The organism is Bacillus cereus group sp. BfR-BA-01383 (assembly GCF_022663495.1).
Lineage (GTDB): Bacteria > Bacillota > Bacilli > Bacillales > Bacillaceae_G > Bacillus_A > Bacillus_A cereus_AU.
Genome location: NZ_JAKUFP010000020.1, coordinates 15,018 through 29,490, shown reverse-complemented (window position 1 = coordinate 29,490; position 14,473 = coordinate 15,018). Strand labels below are relative to the sequence as shown.

Genomic DNA, 14,473 nt, shown 5'->3' with positions numbered 1-14,473 from the left:
ATGAAATGGCGAAGGAAGAGGTATAGGTGCTTCTTTCTTTTCTTTTGAATTTAGAGCAAAGTGCTTTCTCTATGGCAGGAATATAATCGTATTTAATAAAGAAATATTATTTTGTTTAGGGAAAATAATATTTCTTTCATTTGTGGACAAACTATTCCTTTGATACGATTGATGTAAATTGTTCTGCTTCATGTGAGAAAGGAAGGAGAAAATATGAGAAAAATTATTTTAGCTTCAGGGTCACCTCGGAGGAAGGAACTGCTTGAATTAGCTGGTGTGCCATTTGAAATCGTTGTAAGTGAAGTAGAAGAGACGATTGGTGCGTATTCATCACCTTCTGATATTGTTATGTCTCTTGCTCTGCAAAAAGCATCTGCGGTAGCAGAAACTAATAGTGATCACATTGTGTTAGGTGCAGACACAATTGTTACATATGAGTCGCGTATTCTTGGAAAGCCTTCTAATGAGGATGAGGCGAAAGAAATGTTACAATTATTATCAGGGAAAGCACATGAAGTGTATACTGGTGTTGCAATTATATCAAAAGAAAAAACGACTACTTTTTATGAACGTACAGAAGTTACGTTTTGGGAATTAACAGAAGAGGAAATTGATGTATATGTTGCATCGAAGGAACCTCTTGATAAAGCGGGAAGTTATGGGATTCAAGGCAAAGGGTCTATTTTTGTTCAACATATTCAAGGAGATTACTACAGTGTAGTCGGCTTGCCAATTGCACGTCTTGTTCGGGAATTGAAACAATTTGATATTGATGTAACCCATGCGTAAAAGTGCATGGGGTTTTCTTTGAGAGAACAAATAAAGGGGTGGAGAGATGAACGGTATTCGTGATGTTGTCAGAGAAGAACAGCCACGGGAGCGTTTATTGTTAGAAGGAGCTGGAAGTTTATCGAATAGGGAGCTCCTTGCAGTGTTACTTAGAACAGGTTCTAAAGAAGAGACGGTTTTAAAGTTGTCAGATAAAATTTTGCATCACTTTGATGGCTTACGTATGTTGAAAGATGCAACGTTAGAAGAGCTGATCAGTATACATGGTGTTGGAATTGCAAAGGCATCTCAGCTGATGGCTGCCTTTGAACTAGGTAGAAGAATGGTGCGTTTAGAATATCGAAATAGATATAGCATTCGAAGCCCAGAAGATTGTGCGAGATACATGATGGAAGAAATGCGCTTCCTGCAGCAGGAGCATTTTGTGTGCTTATATCTGAACACAAAAAATCAAGTTATACATAGGCAAAAGATTTTTATTGGAAGTTTAAACACATCAATTGTACACCCAAGGGAAGTTGTGCGCCCATAAGGGCATTTAGAGAATCTGCTTTGGCAAAGCAGTAGGGAAATATCATAATCTTCACCCTATCATCAACCAGCTTATCCGTAAGGGAAACCAAACGGGGAGTGTAGCATGCTGGAAAAGCCATAAGTTGTCTAGTTACCAAGGCACGACTGAATGGCGAGATGAAACTCATAGACAAGGATGAAAGCTGGATTGCTTAAATGATAGCTCAAGGGGGACCACGTGGACCTTCAGCGGGAGGTAACGATAAACGCTGAACAGAATATGCATGTTCCTTAAAAACTTCGAGGAGCATGAAATGATACTATTCTAACCAACTTCTGTATGGAAGAAACGAGCGAAAGTCACATCCGAAACTATGAATGCCTACGTTTCTAAATGACTAAATGGGGATTGCCTAAGTTGGAACGCCACAAAGGCTATGACAATCGTGTCTAAATATCCAATAAGGCAACGGAACTCTCGTAGTAGTCCGAGATAGGGAAAGCCTATTACATGGCGAAGGAGAGTAGTTTATCTAGTTTAATGCAAAATTGGGAAGGAGCGTGAGGCTCTATGAGAAATCCAAAAGTAGTATTAAGCAGTCTAACTTCCAAGGCGATTGAAGAAAATTACACATTTAATCGACTGTATCGGAATTTATATAACATTGAATTTTTCCTAGACGCATATGCCAAAATCTATCCTAATAAAGGAAGTAACACCAAAGGTGTAAATGAAGATACTATAGACGGCATGAGTGTTAAAAGAATAGATACTCTTATTGAAAAGCTGAGAAATCAAACATATCAACCTAATCCCGCAAGAAGAACTTATATTCCAAAAAAGGATGGAAAACTAAGACCTTTAGGTTTACCAACTTTTGAGGATAAATTAGTTCAAGAAGTAGCTAGAAAAATTCTTGAAAGTATCTACGAACCTGCATTCTCTGAAAACTCACATGCTTTCAGACCAAACAGAAGTTGTCATACGGCTCTTAAACAAATCAAACATACCTTTACTGGCACTCGCTGGTTTATCGAAGGTGACATAAAAGGATTCTTTGATAATATTGACCATCACATTCTTATCAACATCTTGAGAAGAAGAATCAAGGATGAAAAATTTATCAACTTGATTTGGAAATTTCTACGCGCTGGTTATGTGGAAGACTGGGTATTTCATAAAACATTCAGTGGAACTCCACAAGGTGGTATCATTAGCCCAACTCTCTCTAATATTTACCTTAATGAATTGGATAAATACGTTGAAGAATATACATCGATATTCAACAAAGGTGATAAACGCAGACATAATCTAACCTATCATAATCTAGCGTCGAAAATAACTTATCATAAACATAAAAATAAACGTGAATGGTCAAATTTAAACAAAGAAACTAGAGATGTAAGAGCCAATGAAATAAAAAAACTCTACAAAGAGTTAATCAAACATGACAGTAAGGATCTGTTTGACCCGAACTATCGTAGAATGAAATATGTGAGATATGCAGATGATTTTCTTATTGGTGTTATAGCAAGTAAAGAAGAGGTAGAAGAAATCAAGAAGGATTTAACGATTTTTCTAGCTGATAAACTAAAACTTGAACTAAGTGCGGAAAAGACGCTGATTACACATAGTAAAAAGAATGCGAGATTTCTCGGGTATGACATTAGAGTAGCTAGGGATTGGCAAACAATGAAAATGCCTAACGGCACACAAAAAAGAAAGTTTAATTTTCAAGCCAAACTCTTTGTACCTCACGAAAAATACATCAAAAAACTCATTGACCTTGGTGCATTAAGTCTTGGGAAAAATAATCAATGGAAACCGATTCATAGACCGTATTTACTCCGTAATGATGACATAGAAATCATAAGACAATACAATGCTGAAATAAGAGGACTGTACAATTATTATCGACTAGCTAGTAATGTGCATGTTCTGCAATCTTTCCGTCAAACAATGAAATACAGCATGATAAAAACTTATGCTAATAAATATAAAAGTACCGTTAGCCAGATAATCAACAAATTTTCTATAAACGGAAACTTTGGTATTCGTTACAAGACGAAAGATGGGCAACGTATTGCATACTTCATAGAGCAAAAAATGGAAAAGAATACAAAGATTAATAATGAAGAGGTTGATATAAAACCGAATACAGTTCAATTTGGTGGCAAAACAAGTCTCATTGAACGCCTTTTAGCTGAAAAATGTGAATGGTGTGGTATAGAGAATGTTCCATTAGAAATGCACCATGTCAACAAACTTAAGAATCTAAAAGGAAAAAAACGATGGGAACAAACCATGATTGCAAGAAATCGAAAAACAATCGCAATGTGTGTGAAATGCCACCATGACTTACACAATGGGAAGTTAGATTGATAAATGGAAAGCCGTATACTCTGAGAGGAGTACGTACGGTTTGGGGGGGAGTTCTTGGAAACCTGCTTAAGAAACTAAGTAAGGCGCCGGGTTCTTACCCTACTTTAAAGAAGCGTTTCGCCGTGCAGCAGCCTCTATCATATGTCTTCATAACCATCCCTCAGGAGACCCAACGCCGAGCCGAGAAGATATTGAAGTAACAAAACGTTTGGTAGAATGTGGTCGAATTATCGGAATTGAAGTGCTTGATCATATTATAATAGGTGACCATAAATTCGTGAGTTTAAAGGAAAAAGGTCATATTTAAGACTATGCTTTTTACTTATTTTGTTTTATAATGTGATTTATGAGTTTTTTGTAGAAAATTATCTACAAAAAGGATACAGATATAAAAAACGTACTGTTTTTATCATATAAAGTAAGAAAAATGAGTCCGTGAAAACAAGAAAGGAAGATAAATAATATGTTTGGATTTGGTGGCTTTACTCGCGATCTTGGAATAGATTTAGGAACTGCGAACACGCTTGTATATGTAAAAGGAAAAGGTGTAGTTTTACGTGAACCTTCAGTAGTAGCGTTACAAACTGATACGAAACAAATCGTTGCTGTAGGTAGCGACGCAAAACAAATGATTGGTCGTACACCAGGAAACGTTGTGGCACTTCGCCCGATGAAAGACGGTGTAATTGCTGATTACGAAACAACAGCAACAATGATGAAATATTACATTCAACAAGCTCAAAAATCAAATGGATTCTTCTCTCGTAAACCATACGTAATGGTATGTGTACCATCTGGTATTACAGCTGTAGAAAGACGTGCAGTAATCGATGCAACTCGTCAAGCGGGTGCTCGTGATGCTTATCCTATCGAAGAACCATTTGCAGCAGCAATTGGTGCGAACTTACCTGTTTGGGAACCAACTGGTAGTATGGTTGTTGATATCGGTGGCGGTACAACAGAAGTTGCAATCATTTCTTTAGGTGGTATTGTAACAAGTCAATCAGTTCGTGTTGCTGGTGATGATATGGACGATTCAATTATTCAGTACATTAAGAAAAGCTATAACTTAATGATCGGTGAAAGAACAGCTGAAGCATTAAAATTAGAAATTGGTTCTGCAGGCGAGCCAGAAGGTATCGAGCCTATGGAAATTCGCGGTCGTGATTTAGTAAGTGGTTTACCAAAAACAGTACTAATTCAACCAGAAGAAATTGCAGATGCATTAAAAGATACAGTAGATGCGATTGTAGAATCAGTTAAAAATACGTTAGAGAAAACTCCGCCTGAATTAGCGGCAGATATTATGGACCGCGGTATCGTATTAACTGGTGGTGGGGCATTACTACGTAACTTAGATAAAGTTATTAGTGAAGAAACAAATATGCCAGTTCTTGTTGCAGAAGACCCATTAGATTGCGTAGCAATTGGAACGGGTAAAGCATTAGACAATATCGATCTTTTCAAAACTGCTGCTCGATAATATTGCAAAATAAAAATCAGTAAAATTAAGAGGGTGTGAACGTGCCACAGTTTTTCTTAAACAAAAGATTAATTGTTTTGTTAGTTAGTATTATTCTTCTCGTGGCATTGATTGGAATTTCATTGAAAGAACGGAACAGTTTAACATGGCCAGAGCAGTTTATAAAAGATACTGTCGGTGTTGTAGAACGTGTATTCCAAAAGCCAGCGAATTATGTTGCCGGATTCTTCGAAAACGTAGAAGATGTAAAGCGCACGTATGAAGAGAATAAAGAATTAAAAGCAAAATTAGATAACTATGCAAAGTTATCAGGTGACGTAAAGCAATTAGAAGATGACAAAAAGAAATTACAAGAGTTAACTGGTAAAACACAGCTAATGAGCGATTATACTGAAATTCCAGCCACTGTCGTTTCTCGTAATCCAGATAAATGGTACGATTTAGTTGGGATTGATAAAGGGGCACAGCAAGGAATTAAAAAAGATATGGCTGTAATCACTTCACAAGGTTTAGTTGGACGAGTGAAAAGTGTATCTCAGTTTACATCATCAGTAGAGTTGTTAAGTTCTATGAGCAGAACAAATCGTGTTTCTGCTATCGTACAAGGGCAAGAGAAAATCTTTGGATTGATTGAAGGTTACGATAAAGAAAAACAATTACTTCTTTTCACAAAGATTGGCTCTGAGGCACCGGTAGAAAAAGATCAACTAGTTGTAACATCAGGACTTGGTGATATTTTCCCGAAAGGGCTTGTCATCGGAAAAATCGTTGATGTTCAGCCAGATCCATATGGCTTAACAAAAACAGCTTATGTAAAACCTGCCGCTGATTTAAATGACGTAGAGCATATTATAGTTGCTAAACGTGAAATGCCTTCAGCGCCATTAGAATAGGAGGAGAAGAAGAGATGATGAAGATTTTGAAAAGAGCAGCTCTTCCTCTTTTGCTCCTTTTTGTTTTTCTATTTGAAAATATGTTTGCTACGGTTGTTCCAACAGCGGTTTTTTGGAAAGACAGTATAGCAACACCACATTTCTTTATAATTGTGTTATGTTTTATTACAGTGTATTATAGTCCGGTCCAAGGGATTTATTACGGACTATTATTTGGTTTCTTATTTGATACCGTATACACAGAACTTGTCGGTGTATACATATTTGCTTATCCGATTTTAGCTTATTTAGTCTATAGTGTGATGAAGGTATTACAATTGAATTTATTTATTGTTGTTTCTATTGTATTAGCTAGCATTGCAGCGTTAGAGTATTATGTGTATGGATTTTTAACTTTGTTAGGACGTACTCATATGTCAGCGTACGTCTTTTTCACAGATCGTCTCCTAGCTACTTTATTGCTAAATGGAATTTTTCTATTAATAGTTTGTTTCCCACTGAGACGATATTTAACGCGTCTTTCAAAAGCGATGGAAGAAAAAGAAAAAAGGATTTTCTAATTTTATGTCGAATTGAATCGGTGGGGTGAACTTTAGTGGAAGAAAAAAAGCAACAAAATGTAACGATAAAAGGGACAAAAGACGGGATAACGCTTCATTTAGATGATTGTTGTTCATTCTCTGAATTGCTGAGTGAATTGGACGAAAAGCTTTCTACGCATTACTATGGTGGCGACGGGCACTCTTTAATTGAAGTGCACGTGAAAGTAGGCAATCGTTATTTAACAGAAGTCCAACAAGAAGAGATTCGTACGTTAATTCGTAATAAGAAGAATCTCGTTGTGGATTCAATTGAAAGTGATGTTATAACTAAAGCGGAAGCAATAGCTTGGAAAGAAGAAACAGAAATTGTCCCTATTTCCAAAATTGTTCGCTCTGGACAAGTTTTACATGTAAAAGGAAATTTATTGTTAATTGGAGATGTTAATCCAGGCGGAACGGTTATCGCTGGGGGGAATATTTTTGTCGTGGGATCATTAAGAGGGATTGCACACGCGGGTTATGACGGAGATGCAGAAGCTGTTATTGCTGCATCTATTATGAACCCGATGCAACTTCGAATTAGTGACGTGGCAATGCGGGCTCCGGAAGAGAAAGAAGACGGAGCGGAGACGGCAGAATGTGCGTATATTAATGAGAACAATCACATTGTTGTCGATCGCCTGCAACTTCTCACTCATCTTAGACCTAATTTAACAAAGTTAGAAAGGGGAATTGTATAGCTGTGGGAGAGGCAATAGTAATTACATCTGGAAAGGGCGGAGTAGGTAAAACTACAACGTCTGCGAACATTGGTACAGCCCTAGCGTTATCTGGAAAGAAAGTGTGCTTAATTGACACAGATATCGGTCTTCGAAACTTAGACGTAGTAATGGGGCTGGAAAACCGTATTGTATTTGATCTTGTTGATGTCGTTGAAGGGCGTTGCCGTTTACCTCAGGCTCTTATTAAAGATAAGCGTTTTGATGATCTTTATTTATTACCTGCAGCACAAACGAGTGATAAATCAGCGGTAACACCTGAACAAATGGATGAATTAATACAAGTATTACGTCAAGATTATGATTACATATTAATTGATTGTCCTGCGGGGATTGAGCAGGGATTTAAAAATGCGGTAGCTGGTGCGGATAAAGCAATCGTTGTTACGACGCCAGAAGTATCCTCAATGCGCGATGCGGATCGTATTATCGGGCTTTTAGAAAAAGAGGATATTGAACCACCGAAACTTGTTATTAACCGTGTGCGTAGTCATATGCTTCATGAACAGGATATGTTAGATGTTGATGAAATCGTACGTACATTGTCAATCGAGCTTCTTGGGGTTGTCGAAGATGATGATGAAGTTATTCGAGCTACAAATACAGGTGAACCTGTGGCGTTGCAACCGAGCGGAAAAGCAGCGATAGCTTATCGTAATATTGCAAGACGCTTGTTAGGTGAGAATGTACCATTACAAGCATTTGAACAAGAAAAAGTATCGGTATTTGCAAAGGTGAAAAACTTCTTTGGAATCCGTTAAGAGCACTTCGCACATATGCGAAGTGCTTTCTTTTTTCTTCACACGAATATCTTTCTTTCTTAGCTCATACATATGTACAAACTGTATACAACTGTTTCTATTTAAATTAGCTTGCCGAAAGAAAGGAGACAGTATGAAGAATAGACGTGTAGAAGAAATTAAAAAACGGATTGCGAAACGGAAGGCCGAGCAAGAAAGGATGGAGGAAGAGCAATATTTTGCTGGAGGGAATTTTGATAGCGAAACAGTATTTATTGAAGAAGGAGAAAAGGAAATTCACCCTTTATTTCGAAAGGAAATATTTTTCTTCAAAGTTTTATTATCAGCAATATTAGTTCTTTCGGTTGCTATTTTATATAAGAATGCTCCTTCTTCTTTCGATGGGGCTAAAGCTGTTACAGAAAAAGTGATGAAAGAGGAATTTCAGTTTGCTACTATAGCGAAGTGGTATGAAAAGCAGTTTGGGAAACCTCTCGTATTCTATTCACCTAATGAGAAAAAGGAAGGAACTATTCAGCAAAAAGATTATGCAATGCCTGCTTCTGGAAAGGTGATGCAAGGGTTTCAAAAAAATGGCCAAGGTGTATTTGTCCAAACAGCTACAAATGCAACGGTTGAGTCAGTGAATGAAGGGCTAGTCGTTTTTGCAGGCAAGAAAGAGGAACTTGGAAATACAGTTCAAATTCAACATGCAGATGGCACGGAGTCATGGTATGCAAACTTAAACGACATGTCAGTAAATTTATATGATTACGTTTCAAAGAAACAAAAAATTGGTACGGTGAATAATGATGAAAATAATAAGAATGGTAAGTTTTATTTCGCAATAAAAAAGAATGAAAAATTTATTGACCCGATTCAGGTGATTTCATTTGATTAAATATAGGGATGTCTTAACGAAGATTTCAGTGCATCCATTGTTTTGGGTTATTATTGTCATTGGTATTTTTACGGCGCGTTTTAAAGAGTTACTATTGTTATTTTGCATTGTTCTCATTCATGAACTTGGGCATGCTTTTGCAGCAGCATATTATAATTGGCGCATTAAAAGGATTCAGCTTTTACCGTTTGGCGGTGTAGCTGAGCTTGAGGAACATGGAAATAAGTCATTAAAAGAGGAACTTGTTGTCGTAATTGCAGGACCTATTCAACATCTTTGGATGATGCTGGTTGGTTATGCATTGTTTGAAGCAGGTTGGCTGAATGCGGAGTTGTATTATTTCTTTATGTGGAACAATATAGTGATCTTAGCATTTAATTTATTACCTATTTGGCCGCTTGATGGTGGGAAAGTACTGTTTAATGTATTATCATATCGTTTTCCTTATTTACAAGCACATGGAAAGATGATGAAATTGTCATGTGTTTTTTTTGGTGTAATATTAGGATGGCAGTTACTTTGGAATAGCAACAATATTATGATGTGGGTACTACTCATATTTTTGGCAGTGTCGTTATATCAAGAATGGAAACAAAGACGATATGCGTTTATGCGTTTCTTATTAGAACGCTATTACGGGAATAAAAGGGGAATTGAAAAGATTGCACCTATTGAGGTGCAAACAGACGATCGTTTATATACGATCTTCACAAAATTTCGTAGAGGATATAAGCACTCTATTATCGTCCGTGGAAAATATAAAGAGAATTACACATTGGATGAGAATGAATTGCTCTATGCGTATTTTACTGAAAAACGAACAACTTCATCTGTTGAAGAATTAATCGGTTAGTGTTGACGATAGCACTAACCTTTTATTATTGTAAAAGCAAAGAAGATTATAAAGTGAGGAAATAATTTTGAAGACGTTATATATGAATTACGCTGGATCGGAAAAGAGAGTAGCAATTGAAGAGAAGAAAAAAATTGTTGAATTTTTATGGAAACGTAATGAAGAGCAAGAAATCGTCGGACATATTTATGTTGGACGTATCGTAAGAACAATAGCTGGAATGAGTGCAGCTTTTGTTAACATCGGTTTAGAAAAACATGCGTACCTTTCTTATGATGATGTACCACCTTCCTACCGTATACATGAAGGGCAAGCGGTGCTCGTACAAGTTGTGAAAGAGGCAATTGATACGAAAGGTCCTAAATTGACAGCGAATATAGAATTTACAGGGAAATATGTTGTTTATATGCCGTTTGATGAGATGCGCGCTGTTTCTCGGAAAATAAAAAATAATAAAAGAAGACAAGAGTTACTCCAAATTGAAGTGGAAGGAACGGGAGGATACATTTTCCGCTCTGCTTCTGAAAGAGGAGCAATTGAAGAAATACAGGCTGAAATGCAAGGGTTACAACAGTTATATGAAGAGTTAAAAAGAAAAGAGGGCCAAGGAAAGGCACCCTTATTACTTCATCGACCGGCGACCTTTTTAGACCGTGTATTTCAAGAGAACCCAATTGAAACAATTGAAAAAGTAGTTGTAGATACAAGAAGTATAGTAAAAGAATTAGAAGATAAGATTGGGAAAGAAAAAGTATCTTTTTATAATGAAAAGTCTTCTATGTTCAGTCATTTTGGTATAAATCGTGAAATCGAGAAAGCACTTCAAAAAATTGTTTGGCTCCCAAATGGTGCATATTTAATTGTAGAACAAATGGAGACGATGACTGTAATTGATGTGAATACGGGCAAGTTTACTGGAAAACAAAATTTACAAGATACAGTACTTCGTACAAATGAGATGGCGGCTGAAGAAATTGCACGCCAATTAAGACTTCGTGATATTGGTGGTATGATATTAATTGATTTCATTAATATGAAAAAAAGAGAAGATAAAGAAAAAGTAAGAGAATGTCTCATAGCTGCTATGAAAGATGATCGTACTTATACAAGAGTACTTGGATTTACTGAGTTAGGGATTTTGGAGATGACACGCAAACGCAAAAAACATTCTTTACGTGACGTATTACTAGAAGAGTGTGTATCTTGCAAAGCGACGGGTTATGTTTTGTCGCATGAAACAATTGCGTATGAGCTAGAGAGAGAACTAATCACATATGGAAATATAGAAGATGAGGCAGTATTAATTGCAGCGTCTACAGAACTGCAAAAACAATTTTTACAAAAAGAATTACAAAAAAATATTCCATTTGAAATTTATTTCAAAGATGATATTATCGAAAAGTATGCTATTATCCGTTTTGGAAGTAAGAAAGAAATTGTAGAACGGAAAAAATAGTTAGCAGAACATTTATTGACAATAGTCTATGATTCATGATAACATCTTTATGTTATAGTTTATAGCACCTAAACGGCTATATGCTACAACCGCACAAGACAGGTTCCCTAAAGACATTTATGTCTACCTCGTTTTTGGCGAGTCTTAGTAATTAAGAGGAGGTGCAAGTATGTACGCAATTATCGAAACAGGTGGAAAACAAATTAAAGTTGAAGCTGGTCAAGCAATCTACATTGAAAAATTAGATGTTGAAGCTGGTGAAACTGTTACTTTTGACAAAGTTCTTTTCGTTGGTGGCGAAAACGTTAAAGTTGGTAGCCCAGTTGTAGAAGGTGCAACAGTTACTGCGAAAGTTGAAAAACAAGGTCGCGCTAAGAAAATCATCGTTTTCAAATACAAAGCGAAAAAGAACAATCGTAAGAAACAAGGTCATCGTCAACCTTACACTAAGCTAGTTGTTGAAGCTATCAACGCTTAATTCTGGTTAACATGATTAAAATTACGATAAGTCGCACGAAATTAGGAAGTATCCAATCATTTAAAATGACTGGACATGCCAATTATGCACCACATGGACAAGACCTTGTCTGTGCTGGAACTACAGCGGTTGTGTTTGGTTCTATAAATGCAGTGGAAGAACTTTGTAATGTGCAGGCAACTATTGAACTCGGAAGTGATGGCGGATTCTTGACGTATGAATTGCCTAATGATTTAGACGTTCATGCAGCAGAAAAAGCACAAATACTTTTAGAAGGATTGGTTGTTTCGCTTAAGACGATCGAACTTGATTACGGAAAGTATATCCGTTTAATAGAAAAAGTGCAGGAGGTGTAACGTATGTTAAGATTAGATCTTCAGTTTTTCGCATCTAAGAAAGGTGTAGGTAGTACAAAGAACGGTCGTGACTCTCAGTCAAAACGTCTTGGTGCTAAACGCGCAGATGGTCAAACGGTTTCAGGTGGTTCAATTCTTTACCGTCAACGCGGTACAAAAATTTATCCAGGTGTTAACGTTGGTCGTGGTGGCGATGACACTTTATACGCGAAAGTTGACGGCGTAGTACGCTTTGAGCGTCTTGGCCGTGACCGCAAACAAGTGAGCGTATATCCTGTTGCTCAAGAAGCATAAGAACTCACGGAAAACTCTAACCTGAGTGCAGGTTAGAGTTTTTCTATATTAAGGGGTATCTAAATGAATGAAAAATGGACAATTATAGATGCGTTGCGTCATTCAAGACATGATTGGCTCAATCGTATGCAGATGGTTAAAGGAAACCTTTCCCTTGGAAAAGTGGAGGAGATTCATCGGCTCATCGATCGTTTTGTCCAAGAAGCGAGACAAGAATCCAATCTGATGGGGCTATCAATGCCTTTATTTTCAGAGTGGATTTTAACATATAATTGGAAACAGCAGCCGTGCTTATTGGAGTACGAAGTATTAGGGAAATTACATAACTTATCTCACTTAGATGAGACTGTATGTACATGGACGAATCAATTTTTCTCAATGCTTCAGCATAGTTTAGACGTATATGTTGAAAATTATGTTTGTATCACAATTGAATGTGACGCGGAGAATGCTCGTTTCTTTTTTGATTTTCGTGGTAAGCTAACGAGTGTAGAAGAACTACAGAATTGGCTTGCGAACCAAAACAATAAATGGTATTCCATTTCTTATACAGTACGAGACGAAGAAGTCTCAGTTATATTACAACCAATCGAAAAAAGTGTGGTGAAATAATGTTTGTAGATCAGGTCAAGATATATGTAAAAGGCGGCGACGGTGGTAACGGAATGGTTGCGTACCGTCGTGAGAAGTATGTACCTAAAGGTGGCCCAGCAGGTGGCGACGGTGGTAAAGGCGCAGATGTTGTTTTCGTTGTTGAGGAAGGCTTACGTACATTAATGGACTTCCGCTACCAACGTCATTTCAAAGCTGATCGTGGTCAGCACGGAATGAGTAAAGGTCAGCACGGACGTAAATCTGAAGATTTAATCGTAAAGGTTCCACCAGGAACAATAGTAAAAGATGAAAAAACAGGTCAAATCCTTGCCGATTTAGTAACGCATGAACAAACAGCTGTAATCGCAAGAGGTGGCCGTGGTGGCCGTGGTAACTCACGTTTTGCAACAGCTACGAACCCAGCACCTGAAATCGCTGAGAACGGGGAACCAGGTCAAGAACGTGATGTCATTCTAGAACTTAAAGTGCTAGCAGACGTTGGACTTGTTGGATTCCCAAGTGTAGGTAAATCTACATTATTATCTGTTGTATCATCAGCGCGTCCGAAAATTGCAGAGTATCACTTTACAACAATCGTTCCGAATCTTGGTGTTGTTGAAACTGGTGATAACCGCAGCTTCGTTATGGCTGACCTTCCTGGACTAATTGAAGGCGCACATGCTGGCGTTGGACTTGGACACCAATTCTTACGTCATATCGAACGTACACGTGTAATTGTGCATGTTATCGATATGTCTGGTTTAGAAGGCCGTGAGCCATATGAAGACTATGTCACAATCAATAATGAATTAAAAGAATACAACATGCGTTTAACAGAGCGTCCACAAGTTGTTGTAGCAAACAAAATGGATATGCCAGATGCAGAAGAAAACTTACAAGCATTTAAAGAGAAAGTGGGAGACGAAGTAAAAATCTTCCCAATCTCAGCTGTAACGAAACAAGGTGTTCGTGATTTACTATTTGAAGTAGCGAACTTATTAGAAACAACACCAGAATTCCCAATGTACGATGTTGTCGAGGAGTCTGAAGCAAGTGTAATGTACAAATTTGATGCTGAAGGTCTTAAATTTGAAATTACACGTGAAAGTGACGGCACGTTTGTTATTTCTGGTTACGATATCGAGAAGACATTCAAAATGACGGACTTCTCACGTGATGAATCTATACGTCGTTTCGCTCGTCAAATGCGCGGAATGGGTATTGATGAAGCGCTTCGTGCACGTGGTGCAAAAGACGGAGATATTGTAAAAATTCTTGAATATGAATTTGAATTTATCGATTAAGACTGCCGAAAGATGGCGGTCTTTTTTTTATTCCGTAAAAGTCAGATTGGTACAGGAAAAAATCCCCACTGGTTAAATTTTCATTTTATAATGGGAAAAGGAGTAATTTTAGAAC

Annotated in this window: 15 protein-coding genes, 2 pseudogenes and 1 other annotated feature; all 17 genes and pseudogenes read left to right on the top strand. The window is 37.3% G+C overall.

The features are described from left to right. Nucleotides 1-213 precede the first annotated feature (213 nt). Nucleotides 214-789, top strand: coding sequence for a Maf family protein (locus tag MR065_RS17715; RefSeq protein ID WP_242214577.1), 576 nt, complete (start codon nt 214-216; stop codon nt 787-789). Between the two features lie 46 nt (nt 790-835). Next, a pseudogene (gene radC, locus MR065_RS17710) lies at nt 836-1,315 on the top strand (RadC family protein); the annotation flags it as partial. Between the two features lie 558 nt (nt 1,316-1,873). After that, a complete protein-coding gene (locus tag MR065_RS17705) occupies nt 1,874-3,685 on the top strand; it encodes a reverse transcriptase domain-containing protein (protein WP_242214576.1) in 1,812 nt (603 codons plus the stop codon). Between the two features lie 103 nt (nt 3,686-3,788). Further along, nucleotides 3,789-3,992, top strand: a pseudogene (gene radC, locus MR065_RS17700) (DNA repair protein RadC); the annotation flags it as partial. 156 nt (nt 3,993-4,148) lie between these two features. Continuing rightward, on the top strand, nt 4,149-5,168 hold the full coding sequence (gene mreB, locus MR065_RS17695; protein WP_000466737.1) for a cell shape-determining protein MreB: 1,020 nt from the start codon (nt 4,149-4,151) through the stop codon (nt 5,166-5,168). A 41-nt stretch (nt 5,169-5,209) separates the two neighbouring features. After that, complete coding sequence (gene mreC, locus MR065_RS17690; protein ID WP_098989013.1) at nt 5,210-6,061, top strand: rod shape-determining protein MreC; 852 nt, start codon at nt 5,210-5,212, stop codon at nt 6,059-6,061. A 14-nt stretch (nt 6,062-6,075) separates the two neighbouring features. Then, on the top strand, nt 6,076-6,621 hold the full coding sequence (gene mreD, locus MR065_RS17685; protein ID WP_098989012.1) for a rod shape-determining protein MreD: 546 nt from the start codon (nt 6,076-6,078) through the stop codon (nt 6,619-6,621). A gap of 35 nt (nt 6,622-6,656) precedes the next feature. After that, nucleotides 6,657-7,343 carry a septum site-determining protein MinC gene (gene minC / locus MR065_RS17680; RefSeq protein WP_097905988.1) on the top strand — a complete coding sequence of 229 codons (687 nt, stop codon included), beginning with the start codon at nt 6,657-6,659 and terminating at the stop codon, nt 7,341-7,343. A gap of 2 nt (nt 7,344-7,345) precedes the next feature. After that, nucleotides 7,346-8,143: a septum site-determining protein MinD gene (gene minD / locus MR065_RS17675; protein ID WP_097905989.1), complete on the top strand. Its 798-nt coding sequence runs from the start codon at nt 7,346-7,348 to the stop codon at nt 8,141-8,143. Between the two features lie 133 nt (nt 8,144-8,276). Beyond that, the gene (gene spoIVFA / locus MR065_RS17670) at nt 8,277-9,023 is read left to right on the top strand and encodes a stage IV sporulation protein SpoIVFA (RefSeq protein WP_097905990.1); all 747 of its coding nucleotides are present in this window, start codon (nt 8,277-8,279) and stop codon (nt 9,021-9,023) included. Next, complete coding sequence (gene spoIVFB, locus MR065_RS17665) at nt 9,016-9,876, top strand: stage IV sporulation intramembrane metalloprotease SpoIVFB (protein WP_097905991.1); 861 nt, start codon at nt 9,016-9,018, stop codon at nt 9,874-9,876. Before spoIVFA ends, spoIVFB begins: the two co-directional genes overlap by 8 nt. 67 nt (nt 9,877-9,943) lie before the next feature. Beyond that, entirely contained in the window at nt 9,944-11,332 is a 1,389-nt protein-coding gene (locus MR065_RS17660; protein WP_098266235.1) for an Rne/Rng family ribonuclease, read from the top strand. Between the two features lie 77 nt (nt 11,333-11,409). After that, nucleotides 11,410-11,487 (top strand) — a sequence feature (ribosomal protein L21 leader region). 14 nt (nt 11,488-11,501) lie between these two features. Continuing rightward, nucleotides 11,502-11,810, top strand: coding sequence for a 50S ribosomal protein L21 (gene rplU / locus MR065_RS17655; RefSeq protein ID WP_000270907.1), 309 nt, complete (start codon nt 11,502-11,504; stop codon nt 11,808-11,810). An 11-nt stretch (nt 11,811-11,821) separates the two neighbouring features. After that, nucleotides 11,822-12,166, top strand: a complete 345-nt coding sequence (locus MR065_RS17650) for a ribosomal-processing cysteine protease Prp (protein ID WP_002112038.1) — start codon at nt 11,822-11,824, stop codon at nt 12,164-12,166. Between the two features lie 3 nt (nt 12,167-12,169). Next, the gene (gene rpmA, locus MR065_RS17645) at nt 12,170-12,460 is read left to right on the top strand and encodes a 50S ribosomal protein L27 (RefSeq protein WP_000944957.1); all 291 of its coding nucleotides are present in this window, start codon (nt 12,170-12,172) and stop codon (nt 12,458-12,460) included. 63 nt (nt 12,461-12,523) lie between these two features. Next, nucleotides 12,524-13,072, top strand: a complete 549-nt coding sequence (locus tag MR065_RS17640; RefSeq protein WP_193410479.1) for a sporulation initiation phosphotransferase B — start codon at nt 12,524-12,526, stop codon at nt 13,070-13,072. Beyond that, nucleotides 13,072-14,358, top strand: coding sequence for a GTPase ObgE (gene obgE / locus MR065_RS17635; RefSeq protein WP_097905994.1), 1,287 nt, complete (start codon nt 13,072-13,074; stop codon nt 14,356-14,358). Before MR065_RS17640 ends, obgE begins: the two co-directional genes overlap by 1 nt. Nucleotides 14,359-14,473: the final 115 nt, after the last annotated feature.

Excerpts from the sequence above, each read along its gene's own strand:
- MR065_RS17715 (WP_242214577.1), top strand. The coding sequence starts at position 214 with ATGAGAAAAATTATTTTAGCTTCAGGGTCACCTCGGAGGAAGGAACTG.
- MR065_RS17705 (WP_242214576.1), top strand. The coding sequence starts at position 1,874 with ATGAGAAATCCAAAAGTAGTATTAAGCAGTCTAACTTCCAAGGCGATT.
- mreB (WP_000466737.1), top strand. The coding sequence starts at position 4,149 with ATGTTTGGATTTGGTGGCTTTACTCGCGATCTTGGAATAGATTTAGGA.
- mreD (WP_098989012.1), top strand. The coding sequence starts at position 6,076 with ATGATGAAGATTTTGAAAAGAGCAGCTCTTCCTCTTTTGCTCCTTTTT.
- spoIVFA (WP_097905990.1), top strand. The coding sequence starts at position 8,277 with ATGAAGAATAGACGTGTAGAAGAAATTAAAAAACGGATTGCGAAACGG.
- rplU (WP_000270907.1), top strand. The coding sequence starts at position 11,502 with ATGTACGCAATTATCGAAACAGGTGGAAAACAAATTAAAGTTGAAGCT.
- MR065_RS17650 (WP_002112038.1), top strand. The coding sequence starts at position 11,822 with ATGATTAAAATTACGATAAGTCGCACGAAATTAGGAAGTATCCAATCA.
- rpmA (WP_000944957.1), top strand. The coding sequence starts at position 12,170 with ATGTTAAGATTAGATCTTCAGTTTTTCGCATCTAAGAAAGGTGTAGGT.
- MR065_RS17640 (WP_193410479.1), top strand. The coding sequence starts at position 12,524 with ATGAATGAAAAATGGACAATTATAGATGCGTTGCGTCATTCAAGACAT.
- obgE (WP_097905994.1), top strand. The coding sequence starts at position 13,072 with ATGTTTGTAGATCAGGTCAAGATATATGTAAAAGGCGGCGACGGTGGT.